13 protein-coding genes and 1 riboswitch are annotated in these 13,333 nt (G+C 71.8%); of the genes, 3 read left to right on the forward strand and 10 right to left on the reverse strand.

The features are described 5' to 3' along the window. Window positions 1–182: 182 nt before the first annotated feature. The 3 genes from AC230_RS08760 to AC230_RS08770 all read right to left on the reverse strand — a co-directional run bounded on the left by AC230_RS08760 (window position 183) and on the right by AC230_RS08770 (window position 3,151). Window positions 183–1,289, reverse strand: coding sequence for a C40 family peptidase (locus AC230_RS08760; protein WP_049715499.1), 1,107 nt, complete (start codon window positions 1,287–1,289; stop codon window positions 183–185). 232 nt (window positions 1,290–1,521) lie between these two features. Beyond that, complete coding sequence (locus AC230_RS08765; RefSeq protein ID WP_049715852.1) at window positions 1,522–2,889, reverse strand: NYN domain-containing protein; 1,368 nt, start codon at window positions 2,887–2,889, stop codon at window positions 1,522–1,524. 22 nt (window positions 2,890–2,911) lie between these two features. After that, window positions 2,912–3,151: a hypothetical protein gene (locus AC230_RS08770; protein WP_049715500.1), complete on the reverse strand. Its 240-nt coding sequence runs from the start codon at window positions 3,149–3,151 to the stop codon at window positions 2,912–2,914. A 137-nt stretch (window positions 3,152–3,288) separates the two neighbouring features. On the opposite strand from AC230_RS08770, the gene AC230_RS08775 reads away from it, so the two are divergent. Beyond that, entirely contained in the window at window positions 3,289–4,011 is a 723-nt protein-coding gene (locus AC230_RS08775) for a rhomboid family intramembrane serine protease (protein WP_049715501.1), read from the forward strand. Then, window positions 4,008–4,289 carry an Lrp/AsnC family transcriptional regulator gene (locus AC230_RS08780; RefSeq protein ID WP_049715502.1) on the forward strand — a complete coding sequence of 94 codons (282 nt, stop codon included), beginning with the start codon at window positions 4,008–4,010 and terminating at the stop codon, window positions 4,287–4,289. The genes AC230_RS08775 and AC230_RS08780 overlap by 4 nt, the downstream gene beginning before the upstream one ends. A gap of 32 nt (window positions 4,290–4,321) precedes the next feature. Here the strand turns inward: AC230_RS08780 and AC230_RS08785 are convergent, their stop codons facing one another. The 6 genes from AC230_RS08785 to ctaE form a co-directional block, all read right to left on the reverse strand. Next, complete coding sequence (locus AC230_RS08785) at window positions 4,322–5,686, reverse strand: aminotransferase class V-fold PLP-dependent enzyme (protein ID WP_049715503.1); 1,365 nt, start codon at window positions 5,684–5,686, stop codon at window positions 4,322–4,324. Between the two features lie 121 nt (window positions 5,687–5,807). After that, window positions 5,808–5,924, reverse strand: a riboswitch (SAM riboswitch). A 122-nt stretch (window positions 5,925–6,046) separates the two neighbouring features. Continuing rightward, the gene (gene trpD / locus AC230_RS08790) at window positions 6,047–7,111 is read right to left on the reverse strand and encodes an anthranilate phosphoribosyltransferase (RefSeq protein ID WP_049715504.1); all 1,065 of its coding nucleotides are present in this window, start codon (window positions 7,109–7,111) and stop codon (window positions 6,047–6,049) included. 124 nt (window positions 7,112–7,235) lie between these two features. Beyond that, window positions 7,236–8,882, reverse strand: a complete 1,647-nt coding sequence (gene qcrB / locus AC230_RS08795) for a cytochrome bc1 complex cytochrome b subunit (protein WP_049715505.1) — start codon at window positions 8,880–8,882, stop codon at window positions 7,236–7,238. Next, window positions 8,879–9,934, reverse strand: coding sequence for a cytochrome bc1 complex Rieske iron-sulfur subunit (gene qcrA / locus AC230_RS08800; protein WP_049715506.1), 1,056 nt, complete (start codon window positions 9,932–9,934; stop codon window positions 8,879–8,881). The genes qcrB and qcrA overlap by 4 nt, the downstream gene beginning before the upstream one ends. Continuing rightward, a complete protein-coding gene (gene qcrC / locus AC230_RS08805; protein WP_049715507.1) occupies window positions 9,931–10,740 on the reverse strand; it encodes a cytochrome bc1 complex diheme cytochrome c subunit in 810 nt (269 codons plus the stop codon). The genes qcrA and qcrC overlap by 4 nt, the downstream gene beginning before the upstream one ends. Before the next feature lie 68 nt (window positions 10,741–10,808). After that, window positions 10,809–11,429, reverse strand: coding sequence for an aa3-type cytochrome oxidase subunit III (ctaE, locus tag AC230_RS08810; RefSeq protein ID WP_049715508.1), 621 nt, complete (start codon window positions 11,427–11,429; stop codon window positions 10,809–10,811). Between the two features lie 222 nt (window positions 11,430–11,651). Between ctaE and AC230_RS08815 the strand changes: the two genes are divergently transcribed. After that, window positions 11,652–12,053 carry a response regulator transcription factor gene (locus AC230_RS08815; protein ID WP_049715509.1) on the forward strand — a complete coding sequence of 134 codons (402 nt, stop codon included), beginning with the start codon at window positions 11,652–11,654 and terminating at the stop codon, window positions 12,051–12,053. Window positions 12,054–12,068: 15 nt separating this feature from the next. Here the strand turns inward: AC230_RS08815 and AC230_RS08820 are convergent, their stop codons facing one another. Continuing rightward, the gene (locus tag AC230_RS08820; RefSeq protein ID WP_049715510.1) at window positions 12,069–13,313 is read right to left on the reverse strand and encodes a L,D-transpeptidase; all 1,245 of its coding nucleotides are present in this window, start codon (window positions 13,311–13,313) and stop codon (window positions 12,069–12,071) included. Between the last annotated feature and the right edge of the window lie 20 nt (window positions 13,314–13,333).

Raw genomic sequence — 13,333 nt, forward strand, 5'->3', positions numbered from 1 at the left:
GGAGGGCACCGCGCGGCAGACAGTAGCGGCGTGTTCACCCCCGGTTCAAAGACCGCGCACGGGCGCCGGGTCCGGGTACGCCGGACGCCCCGCCCAAGACGCAGGTCATGGGCGGGGCGTCGGGTCGTCCCGGGGGCGGCCCGATTCGCCCGAACGGGCGGATGGCCGCGGGCGGCGGGCCGTCAGCCGACGCGCACGCCGAACTGGAACGGCATGTTGCTCATGGCCTCGTAGCGGACGACGGTGCCGGTGCGCGGGGCGTGCAGGACCTGGCCGTTGCCGGCGTAGAGGCCCACGTGGTGCAGGTCGCCGTAGAAGAGCACGAGGTCGCCGGGCTGGAGCTGGCTCTGGTCGTAGATCCTGGTGCCGTTGTTGGCCTGGGCCTGCGAGGTGCGGTCCAGGGTCACGCCCGCCTGCGCGTAGGCCCAGGAGGTCAGGCCCGAGCAGTCGAAGGAGCTGGGGCCGGTCGCGCCCCACACGTACGGCGAACCGATCTTGGAGGCGGCGGCGTTGAGCGCGGCGCCGGCGCGGCCGGAGGCGGGCACGTGCTTGCCGGTGGACGAGGAGGAGTCGCCGTCGCCGGTCTTGGCGGAGCTGTCCTTGGAACCGCTCTCCTGCGCCTGGGACTTGGCCTTCGCGGCGGACTTGGCGGCCTCGGCCTTCTCCTGGGCCTCCAGCTCCGCGCGCTCCTTCTCGGTGAGCTGGTTGAGGACGTCGCGGGCCTCGGCCAGCTTGCCCTGCACCGCGGCCTTCTGCTCGCCGAGCGCCTTGCGGGTGGACTCCAGGTCGGCGAGCTTGCCGGCGGCCTCCTCGCGCTGCTGCTTGAGGACGCGCTGCTTGACGGATATCTGCTTGAGCGTCTCCGCCTGCTTGGCGCTGACCTGGTTGAGGGTGGACGCCTTCTCCAGGTAGCTCTCCGGGTCGGAGGAGAGCATCAACTGGAGCGAGGGGTCCACGGAGCCGGAGCGGTACTGGGCGGCGGCCACCGAACCCAGGCCGTCGCGCAGCTTGTTGAGGTCCTCCTGGCCGCGGGCGACGCGGTCCTGGAGCTCGCCGACCTCCTTCTCCAGCTTCTCCTGCCTCTGCTTGGCCCCGTTGTACTTCTCGGTGGCCTGCTCGGCCTCCTCGTAGAACTTGTCGACCTTCTCCTTGGCCTCGCTCTTGGTGGGCTTGGCGCCGGGGTCGGCGCTGGCCGAGTGGGCGGAGAGGGCGACGGCAGCGGCGGCGGTCGCGGTGAGGACGGTCACCCGAGTGCGGCTCGGCTGCTTGGGACGACGGTGGGACGCCACGGAGTCGAGCTCCTTCTTCCTCGGCCGCCGCCCGCGACGCGGGCTCGGCGGGACCTTCACCGTCACCCCGAATGGATGATCACCGGGCGAAGGTTCGAGGCCCGACCTTAGTGACCCTCATATGATCCGTTCAAATCCCTCCCGGAAATTCTCACCCACCGAGGGCATCCTTTACCGGGCGGAACACAAGCCGTAACGGACTTCTGACGCTTCGCCGGACGCCGTGCGCCCCTCAGGTCCGCGCGAGCCGCTTGAGCAACAGGGCCGAAGCGACCGGCCGCGCCCCCGCCTTGGCGACCCCGTCGGCCACCTCGCGGTCCGTGGAGACCACCACCACCGGCCGGCCCGGCGGCTCCGCCCGCACCAGCTGCCGGATCAGCTCGTCCGCCGTGACGCCCGGCTTGCTGAACAGCACCCGCACCCCGCGCGGCGGCGCCAGCAGCACCGGCGCGGCCAGCTCCGCGCCGTCGAAGACGCACGTCACCTCGGCGCCGGTCTGCGCGGCCAGCATCGCCAGCCCGCCCAGCAGCCGCAGCCGCTGCTTGTCCAACGGCATCGTCGGATAGCCGGTCTTGGTGACGTTGTAGCCGTCCACGACCAGATGGGCCTGCGGCAGCGCCAACAGCTGGTCCAGCAGCGCCGGATCGGTCTCCGACAGAGCGCGCGCCGCGATGTCCTTCGGCGTCATCCGCCCCGGCCGCACGGCGTCCACCAGGTCCGCCGGGTGCGCCGAGGCGGGCGGCAGGGCCAGTTCGCGGCGGAGCCCCTGGGCGGCGTCCAGCACCGTGTCCAGCAGCAGCCGCAGCCGCATGTCCTCCACGCTGCGGCCCTCGCGCACCGCCCGGCGGCTCGCCTCCAGCGCCGCCTCGGCCTCCGCGAGCCGGGACTTGGCCCGCCGCGCCTCGCCCAGCGCCGCCGTCAGTTCGGCCGCGGACGCCTGGCGCAGCGCGTCCAGCTCGCCCTGGAGCTTGCGCAGCGCGGCCTCGCCCCGGCGCACGTCGCTCTGCGCGCTGCGCAGCTTGCGCTGGAGGGACTCGGCCTCCTTGCGCGCCGCCTCCAGCTCCGCCCGGGAGCGCTCGGCCTCCGCACGCCCCTCGGCGCGCGCCTGCGCCAGCTCCTCGCGCAGCTTGTCCAGTTCGCGCCGGGCCTCCTCGCCGGCCCGCTCGGCGCTGGCCCGCTGGGCCTCCTCGCCGGCCGCGGTGACGAGCTTGACCCAGCCGGGCGGGCGCAGCACGAAGGCCATCGCCGCCACGTCCTCCGGGTCGGCGGCGGCCGGCGGCGAGCCGGCCTCGACGGCCTGCGCCAGCTCCGAGCCGCCCTCGCGCAGCCGCGCGGAGATCCGCTGCCGGAAGGCGGTGTCGCCCTCGACGGCGGCGGCCATGGCGTTGCCCGCGAAGCGGGCGCGGCGGACGGGGGTGAAGCGCGCGTACTGCCGCAGCTGCGGCGGGAGTTCGGCGAGGGTCAGCCCGCCGAAGGCGTCGGCCACCAGGCCGATGACGCGGCGCCGGATCCCCTCCGGCAACGGGCGGTCGAGCACCTCGCTGACGTCCTCGGCCCGGCCGTCCTCACCGGCCGTCCCCTCGTCGTCCGTGTGCTCCACCACCGCTGCGTCGCTCCGTTCCTCAGCCGCTCGTATCCGGCCTGTCCACCAAGGCGATGTGATCCACCGCGTTGCACCAGCGGCAACGCACGGACTCGATCGTCTCACTGACCACGTCCCGCTCCTCCACGGTGGGTTCTCCCGCGAGATCGAGGTGCACATATTCCACGGCCTTGACCGTGCGCGTCACATCGAACCGGGTCAGGTTGCCGCACAGGGTGCAGCGCCACCGGGTGGTGGCCGTCGGCCGGGGAACGCCCATGATCGTCGTCCGTCCTGATGAAGGTTTTGCCGTAACCCTACGGCCTGCCGGTCCGCCGACGGGGTGACACCGGTGCCGCGCCGGACCGCCCGGCGGGGCGCTCCGTGCGGCTTGTCCCGGTACGTCATGATCTGGACATGATCGTAAGGCAAGCGCGACGGGATCCGGCCGCCCACCCGCCCTGGATCACCCGCACCCTCATCGCCGCCTGCTGCGCGGTCTTCCTGCTCGGCCCCGCCTCCGGCCTCGACCCCGCCTACGGCACCGGAGGCGCGCTGACGGCCGCGCGGACCGCCTACTTCGAACGCTGGGGCGTCGTCCCGGACCAGCTCTGGCACTCCGCGCCCGCGGCGCTCCTCTCCCCGCTCACCGCGCTCTTCGTGCACGGCAACTGGCTGCATCTGCTCGGCAACATGCTCTTCCTCCACGTCTTCGGGGCGATGGCCGAGGAACGGCTGGGCCGCCTCCCCTTCGCCCTGTGCTATCTGGTCAGCGGCTACCTCGCCCTGCTCGGCTTCGCGGCCGCGCACCCGGACTCCGGCCAGTCGCTCGTGGGCGCCTCCGGGGCCGTCTCCGGCGTGCTCGGCGCGTTCCTCCATCTCTTCCCCCGGGCCAGGGTGACCAGCCTCTTCCCGTTCCTCTTCTTCCTGCCGCTGCGCTTCCCGGCCTGGGCGGTGCTGCTGTTCTGGTTCGCCCTCCAGTGGCCGGGCGCGGGCGCCCCGGGCGACCGGCCGGGCGTCGCCTATCTGGCCCACGTCCTGGGCTTCGGCCTCGGCTTCTGCTTCGCATGGGTGAGCGGACGGCGTGCGGTTAGAGTGAAGGACGACGCCGCGGCCACCGAAGGAGACGGAACGACGTGATCACCTCGATCGTGCTCATCAAGACGGACGTGGACCGCATCCCCGAGATCGCCGAGCGGATCGCGGCGCTGGAGGGGGTCAGCGAGGTCTTCTCCGTCACGGGCGCCTACGACCTGATCGCGATGGTCCGGGTGGCCCGGCACGACGACCTGGCGGACGTCATCCCGGGCCGCATCAGCAAGATCCCCGGCGTGGCCTCGACGGAGACGCACATCGCGTTCCGCACGTACTCGCAGCACGACCTCGAGGCGGCGTTCGCGATCGGCCTCGACAGCTGACGGCCCCGGCGGCCGGCCGGGCACGGGCGCCTCTAGGCCACCGGCCCCTCGGGGACGCAGCGGCCGCCCTCCGTCCGGTACGTCCAGCGCGCGCCGCGCGTCACCAGCTCCCCCGCCGCCCGCACGAAGCGGTCGATGTGCTCCTCCGGCGTCCCCACCCCGAAGCTGACCCGGATCGCGCTCGCCGCCGGCGCCTCGTCCGGCGCCCCGCACTCCCCCGCAGCGCCGCCGCTGTTCTCCGCGAGCAGCGCCCGCACCAGCGGATGGGCGCAGAAGAGCCCGTCGCGCACCCCGATGCCGTACTCGGCGGACAGCGCCGCCGCGAAGTGCGAGCTGTTCCAGCCGTCCACGACGAAGGACACCACGCCCACCCGGGGCGCGTCGGCCCCGAACAGCGAGATCTCCCGCACGCCCGGCACCTCGGCGAGGCCCGCGCGCAGCCGCGCCAGCAGCGCCTGTTCCCGGGCGGCCAGCCGGCCGGGGCCGGCCGCGGTCAGCGCCCGGCAGGCCGAGGCGATGGCGTACGCGCCGATCACGTTCGGCGAGCCGGCCTCGTGCCGGGCCACGGTCTCGTGCCACTCGACCACGGGCTCGCCCGCCGCGCCCCGCGCCACCCGGCGGGTGGCGCCGCCGCCGGCCAGGTACGGCTCGGCCCGGCGCAGCCAGTCCGTCCGCCCGGCCAGCACGCCGGCGCCGAACGGCGCGTAGAGCTTGTGCCCGGAGAACGCGACCCAGTCGACGTCCAGTGCGGTGACGTCCACCGCCTGGTGCGGCACGAGCTGGGCGGCGTCCAGGACGATCCGCGCGCCGTGCGCGTGCGCGGCCGCGGCCAACTCCCGGACGGGCCACAGCTCTCCGGTCACGTTCGACGCGCCCGTCACGCAGACCAGGGCCGGTCCGTACGGCTCGCGCGCCGCGAGCGCCCGCTCCAGCGCCTCGACGGCCCGCTCCGGGCTCCGCGGCGCGTCCAGCCACGTCACCGCCGTGTCCGCCCGCCGCCCCCAGGGCAGCAGCGCGGCGTGGTGCTCGCTCTCGAACGCGAACACCCTTGTGCCGGGCGGGAGTACGGCGGCGAGGAGGTTGAGCGAGTCGGTCGTCGACCGGGTGAAGACCACCTCGTCCCCCGGGCGGCAGCCGAGGAACTCCCCGACCGTCGCCCGGCTGTTCTCGAACAGCTCGGTCGACAGCTGCGACAGGTGGCCCGCGCCGCGGTGCACACTGCCGTAGTACGGCGCGTACGCCGCGACGTCGTCCCAGACGCGGCGCAGGGCGGGGGCGCTCGCCGCGTAGTCCAGCGCGGCGTACGGGACTTGGCCCCCCGTGACGAGGGGGACGAGGACGTCGTGTCCGAGGACGGGGAGGGGGGCGGCGACCTGGCGGGTTGCGGTTGCGGGCATGGCGGACTCCCGTGGAACGGCGAAGGGTTGCTCGGTGAACGCGGAGAAGGGGCCCTGGGCCCTAGCGCATTCGCTGCATCACGGAAGGATCTCCCTCGACGACCAGGATCCCTGGTGGAGGGATCCGCGCTTGCCGCAGACCTCGCTGCCTGCGGCCCGGTCATCACCCGGGGCACCCCGCCACGGACGGAGGGTTGCCGGACAGCGGGCCGGGGCCGTATCGCTGTCGCTCGTGACCTGGGGGTGAGTATGGCACAGCCCGCCGGTGTGCCGAAAGGGAGTTGTCCCCCGCCCCTCCTCCTCGCCGCTTCCGCGGCAGCACGCCGCCGCGCGGAGAAGGCACCCCGGGCGGGCCGGCCGCTAGGCGTTGCTCGCCGCCACCCACCGCTCCAGGACCGCCCGCGCCGCCCCGGAGTCGATCGACTCGGCCGCCCGCCCCATCGCCGCCCCGATCTGCTCCGGCAGCGGGGCCGCCGACGGCGCCAACGCCACCAGCGCGGCGGCGCTGTTGAGCAGCACGGCGTCGCGCACCGGCCCCCGCTCCCCCTCCAGCAGCCGCCGCGCGACCTCCGCGTTGTACGACGCGTCGGCGCCCCGCAGCGCGTCCACGGGGACGATCCCGATCCCCACGTCCCGCGGGTCGAAGCGCTCCTCGCGCACGGCGCCGTCCCGGACGACCCACACCCGCGACGTCGCCGTGGTCGTCAGCTCGTCCATGCCGTCGTCGCCGCGGAAGACCAGCGCCGTCGAGCCCCGGTCGGCGAGGACGCCGGCGAGGACGGGCGCCATCCGCGCGTCCGCGACACCGGTCGCCTGGGCCCGGACCCGGGCCGGATTGGTCAGCGGGCCGAGGACGTTGAACGTCGTCCGCACCCCCATCTCCCGCCGCGCCGCCGCCACGTGCCGCAGCGCGGGGTGGAACTTGACCGCGAAGCAGAAGGTGATGCCCGCCTCGCGGGCCACCTCCACCACCCGCGCCGGGGAGAGGTCCAGGTTGACGCCCAGCTTCTCCAGGACGTCGGAGGCCCCGCTCGCGGAGGACGCGGCCCGGTTGCCGTGCTTGACGACCTTCACGCCGGTGCCGGCCACGACGATGGCGGACATCGTGGAGATGTTCACCGTCCTGGCGCCGTCGCCGCCCGTGCCGACGATGTCCACGCTGGGGCCGGGCACCTCGATGAGGTGGGCGTGCCGGTACATGGCCCGGACGAGTCCGGAGATCTCGGCGACGGTCTCGCCCTTGGCCCGCAGGGCCACCGCGAAGGCCGCGATCTGCGCGTCGGTGGCCGCCCCCCGCATGATCTGGTCCATGGCCCAGGCGGTGTCGTCCGCGCTCAGGTCCCGCCCGCCGAGCAGCGCCTCCAGAACGGCCGGCCAGGAGAGGGACACCGCGCCGTCGCCGCCTGGGGGGGTCGCAACGTTCATGGGTCCACGCTCCTGGTGGTCGTCCGGCTGTCGGCACCAGCCTAACCAGGTCCGGGAACGGCGAGGCGCCCCGTCCGGGGACCGGACGGGGCGCCTCGCTGTGGCGATCAGCGGTGAGGGGTGATCAGTGGTGGCCGTGGCCGCTCGTGATCTCCTGGTACTCCTTGGCCGTGGCCTTGGGGACGTACCGGTCCTCGCCGTAGTAGCTCTTCGAGAGCCGGACCCGCAGCTTCTGCGTGCCCTTCACCTTGCGGACGACACCGTTCTCGTCGACCTCGGGCTCCAGGGCCAGCGGCCTCGGCTGCTCGTGCGCGGTCAGCGTGTGCAGCTGCTCCTGCGTCAGCGGCTCGTGGACCTCGACGAACTCACCGTGCGGCAGGCGCTTGATGATGCCGGACTCGCGCCCGTGCAGCACCTTGTCCTTGTCGCGGCGCTGGAGACCCATGCAGATCCGGCGGGTGGCGATGAACGCCAGGACCGGGCCGACGAAGAAGCTGATGCGGACGAACCAGGTGACCGAGTTGACCGACAGGTGGAAGTGGGTGGCCCACAGGTCGTTTCCACCGGCCATCAGGGCCACGCCGTACAGCGTCAGCCAGGCCACGCCGAAGGCGGTGCGCGTCGGGGCGTTGCGCGGGCGGTCCAGGATGTGGTGCTCGCGCTTGTCGCCGGTCACCCACGACTCGATGAAGGGGTAGACCGCCATGATCGTCAGCACCGCGCCGAAGACCAGCAGCGGGATGAAGACGCCCAGGACCAGGGTGTGGCCCGCGAAGCTGATCTCCCAGCCCGGCATGATCCGGAAGAGGCCCTCGGACATGCCCAGGTACCAGTCCGGCTGGGCGTTGGTCGAGACCTGGTCCGGCCGGTAGGGGCCGAGCTCCCAGACGGGGTTGATCGTCGCGATGGCGGAGATCGCCGCGATGATGCCGAAGACCAGGAAGAAGAAGCCTCCCGCCTTGGCCATGTAGACCGGCATCAGCGGCATGCCGACGACGTTCTTGTTGGTCCGGCCCGGACCCGCGAACTGCGTGTGCTTGTGGTAGAAGACCAGGATCAGGTGGCCGACCACCAGACCGAGCATGATGCCCGGCAGCAGCAGGATGTGGATCGAGTAGAACCGGCTCACGAAGTCCGTGCCCGGGAACTCCCCGCCGAAGAGGTAGAAGGAGATGTACGTACCCACCAGCGGGATGGACATCACCAGACCGTCGGCGATGCGGACACCGGTGCCGGAGAGCAGGTCGTCCGGCAGCGAGTAACCGGTGAAGCCGGTGAACGTGCCGAGGACCAGCAGCAGGAAGCCGAACAGCCAGTTGATCTCGCGCGGCTTGCGGAACGCGCCCGTGAAGAAGACGCGCATCATGTGCACCATCATGCCCGCGATGAACACGAGGGCCGCCCAGTGGTGGATCTGCCGGATCAGCAGACCACCGCGCACGTCGAAGCTGATGTCCAGCGTCGACTTGAACGCCTCCGACATCCGCACGCCCTGCATCGGGACGTACGAGCCGTGGTAGACGACCTCGTTCATGCTCGGGTGGAAGAACAGCGTCAGATACACACCCGTGAGGATGATGATCAGGAAGCTGTAGAGGCAGACCTCGCCCAGCATGAAGGACCAGTGGTCCGGGAAGATCTTGCGCATCCCGCCCTTGGCGAGGGTGTAGATCCCCAGCCGGCCGTCGGCCCAGTCGGCCACCCGCTCACCGGCGGGCGCCTTGCGACCCTGCGCGCCGGCGCGGGTCGTCGTCGTGTCTGCAGTACTCATCCGCGCTCCCAGAAGGCAGGACCGACGGGCTCCTGGAAGTCGCCCATCGCCTCAAGGTAGCCCTTGTCGTTGACCTTGATCCGCAGCTGCGGCAGGGCGTGGCCGGCCGGGCCGAACACCACACGGCCGCCGTCCGACAGGTCGAACGTCGACTGGTGGCACGGGCACAGCACGTGGTGGGTCTGCTGCTCGTACAGGTTGATCGGGCAACCCACGTGCGTGCAGATCTTGGAGAAGGCGACGATGCCGTCGACGGACCAGTCCAGTTCCTTCTTGTCCTTGATGTTCTCCGGACGGAGCCGGACGAGCATCAGGGCCGCCTTGGCGATCTGGTTCTGGAAGTCGTGGTCCTCCTCCTTCATGCCCTCGGGCATGGCGAAGGTGAGGGAGCCGACCTGGATGTCCTCGGGGCGCAGCGGCTGGTTGGTGTTCTGGTTGACCAGCCTCTTGCCCTTGCCCCAAGCCGTGTGACGGAGCTTGGTGCCCGGGGCCTTGCTGAGCCCGCCCAGCAGGAACACGCCCGAGAGCGGCAGCAGCGAGAGCGCGCCGAACATCGAGTTGCGGATCAGCTTGCGGCGGCCCATCGCCGACTCGGCGGCGCCCTGGTGGAAGTCCGCGATGACCTTGGCCCGGACCTCGGAGGGGGCCTCGATCGGGTGCCGCTCGTCGATGTGCTCGACGTCGGACATCAGGGTGCGCGCCCAGTGGACGGCGCCGGCGCCGATCAGGAACAGCGCCACGCCCAGGGTCAGGCCCAGCGTGAAGTTCATCGCGCTGACGTGCCCGATCGGGAACACGTAGATGTTCTTGTCGACCGGGATGGCCAGGTAGGCGGCGATGAAGCCGATCGTGGCCAGCATCGACAGCGTGAACATGAACGCCACGGCGCGCTCGGAGCGCTTGGCGGCCCGCTCGTCGATGTCCTGGATGCGGTGCTCGTGCGGGGGCAGGCCCGGGTCGGCGAACGGGTCACCCGCGACCGCCACGGCGCCCTCGTGCGCTTCGCCCTGCTTGCTCGGCAGGGTCTCTTCTGGAATGTCTTGGCTACTCATGACTTCTTGGCCTTTGCGGTCCGGGCGGCGACCCAGATGGCGACGGCGATCAGCGCGCCCAGGCCGAAGACCCACGCGAACAGACCCTCACTGACCGGGCCGAAGCCGCCCAGTCCGAGGCCGCCCGGGCTCTCCGACTTGCTGGAGTTGACCTCGTCGAGGTACGCGACAATGTCCTTCTTGTTCTTCTGCGACAGCACGCTGTCGGGGAAGGACGGCATGTTCTGCGGGCCGGTCTGCATGGCCTCGTAGATGTGCTTCGGGTTGACACCCTCGAGGTTCGGCGCGAACTTGCCGTTCGAGAGCGCACCGCCCTTGCCGGTGAAGTTGTGGCACTGCGAGCAGTTGAGCCGGAACAGCTCACCGCCCTTGGCCACGTCCGCGCCCTCCGGGCTGTACTGGTCCTTCGTCGGGGCCGCGGGGCCCGCGCCGAGGGAGGAGATGTACGCGGCCAGCTGGTCGATCTGGGCCTGCGTGTAGACCGGCTTCTTGCGGGGCGCCTGGGCACCCTGCTGCTGCATCGGCATACGGCCGGTGGCGACCTGGAAGTCGACCGCCGCCGCGCCCACGCCCACCAGGCTCGGCCCGTCGGAGGTGCCCTGCGCGCCGGTGCCGTGACAGCTGGCACAGCCCACGGCGTAGAGCTTCTTGCCCTCCTCGATGGCGAGGGACTGCGCGGAGTCATCGGCCTTGGCCGACTCCGCCGGCGCGAACGCGGCGTACAGCCCCCCGGTGACCGCCAGCGCGAAGAGTAGGACGACGACCGCCGCCAGCGGATGGCGTCGTCGTGCGGAGAGCTTTTTCACGGATTACCCCGGTGTCAGGATCTTCTGCGTCGATGCTGGACTGTTGGTCCGGTGCGGGACGGGACCAATTACTTGATCAAGTAGATCGTGGCGAAGAGCCCGATCCAGACCACGTCGACGAAGTGCCAGTAGTAGGACACGACGATGGCCGCCGTCGCCTGGTGGTGCGTGAACCTCTTGGCCGCGTAGGTCCGGCCCATCACCAGCAGGAAGGCGATCAGGCCGCCCGTGACGTGCAGGCCGTGGAAGCCGGTCGTCAGGTAGAAGGCCGAGCCGTACGCGTTCGACGAGAGCGAGAGCCCGTCGTCCTTGACCAGCTCGGTGTACTCGAAGATCTGGCCGCCGATGAAGAAGGCGCCCATCACGAACGTGATCGCGAACCAGGTGCGCAGCTTCTTCACGTCACCGCGCTCGGCGGCGAAGACGCCGAGCTGGCAGGTGAGCGAGGAGAGCACCAGGACCGTGGTGTTCGACGCCGAGAACGGGATGTTCAGCGCCGATGCCGCCTCCTTCCACTGGTCGGCACCGGTCACCGATCGGAGGGTGAAGTACATCGCGAAGAGGGCCGCGAAGAACATCAGCTCGGAACTCAGCCAGATGATGGTTCCGACGCTGGTGAGGTTCGGTCGGTTGACCGAGGGGTGCGCGTGCCCGGTATCTACTGCTGTTGCTGTCGCCACGACCGACATTATGTCGGTCGCTTATCTCGCGCTCACTCCGGGGGGTGCCGTTCGGTGTGTCAAGGGCGTATGCGCTGCTCGTCCGCCCCGGTGAAGAGGTCGCCCGAACCGGTGATGACGCCGTGTCGGAGGGAACGGTGACCTCCGGACCCTCCTCCGGGCGGCCGTGCGGGCAGTAGCATCCGCGCAACGATCCTTTGGGTGAACTGCTGGGTGAACTGGAGGAAACGCATGCAGCCGACGGCCACCGTGCTGGTCTACAGCGACGACGCGAACACCCGCGAGCAGGTGCGGCTGGCGGGCGGGCGGCGCCCGGCGCCGGACGTGCCGCCCGTGGAGTACGTGGAGTGCGCGACCCTCCCCGGCCTGCTGCGGCTCCTCTCCGAACGGCGGGTCGACGTCTGCGTCCTGGACGGCGAGACGGCCCCCGCGGGCGGGCTGGGCGTGTGCCGGCAGCTCAAGGACGAGGTCTTCCAGTGCCCGCCGGTGCTGGTGCTGATGGGCCGCCCGCAGGACGCCTGGCTGGCCACCTGGAGCCGGGCCGACGCCGCCGTCACGCACCCGGTGGACCCCGTCGCCTTCGCCGCCTCCCTGGCGGAGCTGCTGCGCGAGCGCGTCCCGGCGGCGTCCTAGCCCGCCGGAGTCCCCTCAGGCCACCCGCGGCCGCAGCCGCGCCGCGTCGGCGGCGCCGGCGCCCTCCCGCTTGCCGGCGGCGAGGGCGCTGCCCTGACGCCACTCCTCCCAGGGCATGTTCCAGTCGCCGAAGCCGTTGTCGAACGGCGTCATGGTGGCGCCCGTGCTGCCCACCACCTTGACGATGTCCCCGACCCGGACGTTGTCGAAGAACCACTTGGCGTTCTCGGTGGACATCCCGGTGCAGCCGTGGCTGACGTTGTCCAGCCCCTGCGAGTCCACCGACCAGGGCGCGGCGTGCACGTACTCCCCGCTCCAGGTGACCCGGGTGGCCCAGTGGACCGGCAGGTCGTAGGAGTCGGCGCTGCCCTCCGCGATGCCGATCGTCTCGCCGCGCATCCGTACGAAGGATTCCTGCCCGAGGACCACCTTGACCCCGTTGCGGGTGGCGTAGCCGGGCTTGCCGGTGGTGACGGGGATGGAGCGGATCTCCTGGCCGTTCCTCAGGACGGTCATGTAGTGCCCGGCGGCGTCGGTGATGGCCTCCACCCGGTCGCCGGTGGTCAGGCGCACCGGCCTGGACGGGCCCCCGTACATGCCGCCGCCCACCTTGATGCCGTCCAGCGAGGCGTGGACGTCGATGGTGGCGTGCGGCGGCCAGTAGTCCTGCGGACGGTAGTGCAGGACGCGGTTGTTCACCCAGTGCCAGGCGCCCTGGACGGCGGGGCGGGAGTCGACGTGCAGGGTGCGCTCCACGACGGCGCGGGCGGCGGGGGTCTGCACGGGGGTGCTGAGTTCGGCGGTGACGGGCTGTCCGACGCCGTAGGTGCCGCTCTTGGGGCCGAACGTGACGGTCAGCAGCCGGGTGGCCGGGCCGGTGTCGAAACCGATCGTACGGCGGCCCTGGGCGCCGTTGTCGTCCTCGGTGCTCACCCGGACCGTGTAGTGCGCGCCGGCCGCGAGCGAGCCGGTGCTGCGCCAGCCGCTGCCGTCCGGGAGCAGTTCGCCGGCCACGTAGCGCCCGGCGGCGTCCGTGGCGACGACGTCGGTGATCCGGTCGTCGCCGGTGGCCTCGACCTCCAGGGGGTTGGCCGGGTCGGCCTTCGCGCCGTCCTCGGCGCCCTTCAGTCGGACGTCGGTGGCCTCGTAGGGCGCCTCCGCCAGGGGGTTGGCGGAGCTGCAGGCGGTGCCTCCCAGCGCCAGCGGGACCAGCAGCAGCACGCCGCCGAGCACCGTGCGGCGTCGAGGAGTCAGGCTCATGCTCCCCACGGTAGGAAGGT

This window comes from Streptomyces caatingaensis, assembly GCF_001187435.1.
In the GTDB taxonomy this organism is placed as follows: Bacteria; Actinomycetota; Actinomycetes; order Streptomycetales; family Streptomycetaceae; genus Streptomyces; species Streptomyces caatingaensis.

Bases quoted from the DNA above. Each gene is read 5' to 3' on its own strand.
- AC230_RS08770 (WP_049715500.1), bottom strand. From the start codon at position 3,151: ATGGGCGTTCCCCGGCCGACGGCCACCACCCGGTGGCGCTGCACCCTG.
- AC230_RS08775 (WP_049715501.1), top strand. From the start codon at position 3,289: ATGATCGTAAGGCAAGCGCGACGGGATCCGGCCGCCCACCCGCCCTGG.
- AC230_RS08785 (WP_049715503.1), bottom strand. From the start codon at position 5,686: ATGCCCGCAACCGCAACCCGCCAGGTCGCCGCCCCCCTCCCCGTCCTC.
- trpD (WP_049715504.1), bottom strand. From the start codon at position 7,111: ATGAACGTTGCGACCCCCCCAGGCGGCGACGGCGCGGTGTCCCTCTCC.
- qcrB (WP_049715505.1), bottom strand. From the start codon at position 8,882: ATGAGTACTGCAGACACGACGACGACCCGCGCCGGCGCGCAGGGTCGC.
- qcrA (WP_049715506.1), bottom strand. From the start codon at position 9,934: ATGAGTAGCCAAGACATTCCAGAAGAGACCCTGCCGAGCAAGCAGGGC.
- ctaE (WP_049715508.1), bottom strand. From the start codon at position 11,429: ATGTCGGTCGTGGCGACAGCAACAGCAGTAGATACCGGGCACGCGCAC.
- AC230_RS08815 (WP_049715509.1), top strand. From the start codon at position 11,652: ATGCAGCCGACGGCCACCGTGCTGGTCTACAGCGACGACGCGAACACC.
- AC230_RS08820 (WP_049715510.1), bottom strand. From the start codon at position 13,313: ATGAGCCTGACTCCTCGACGCCGCACGGTGCTCGGCGGCGTGCTGCTG.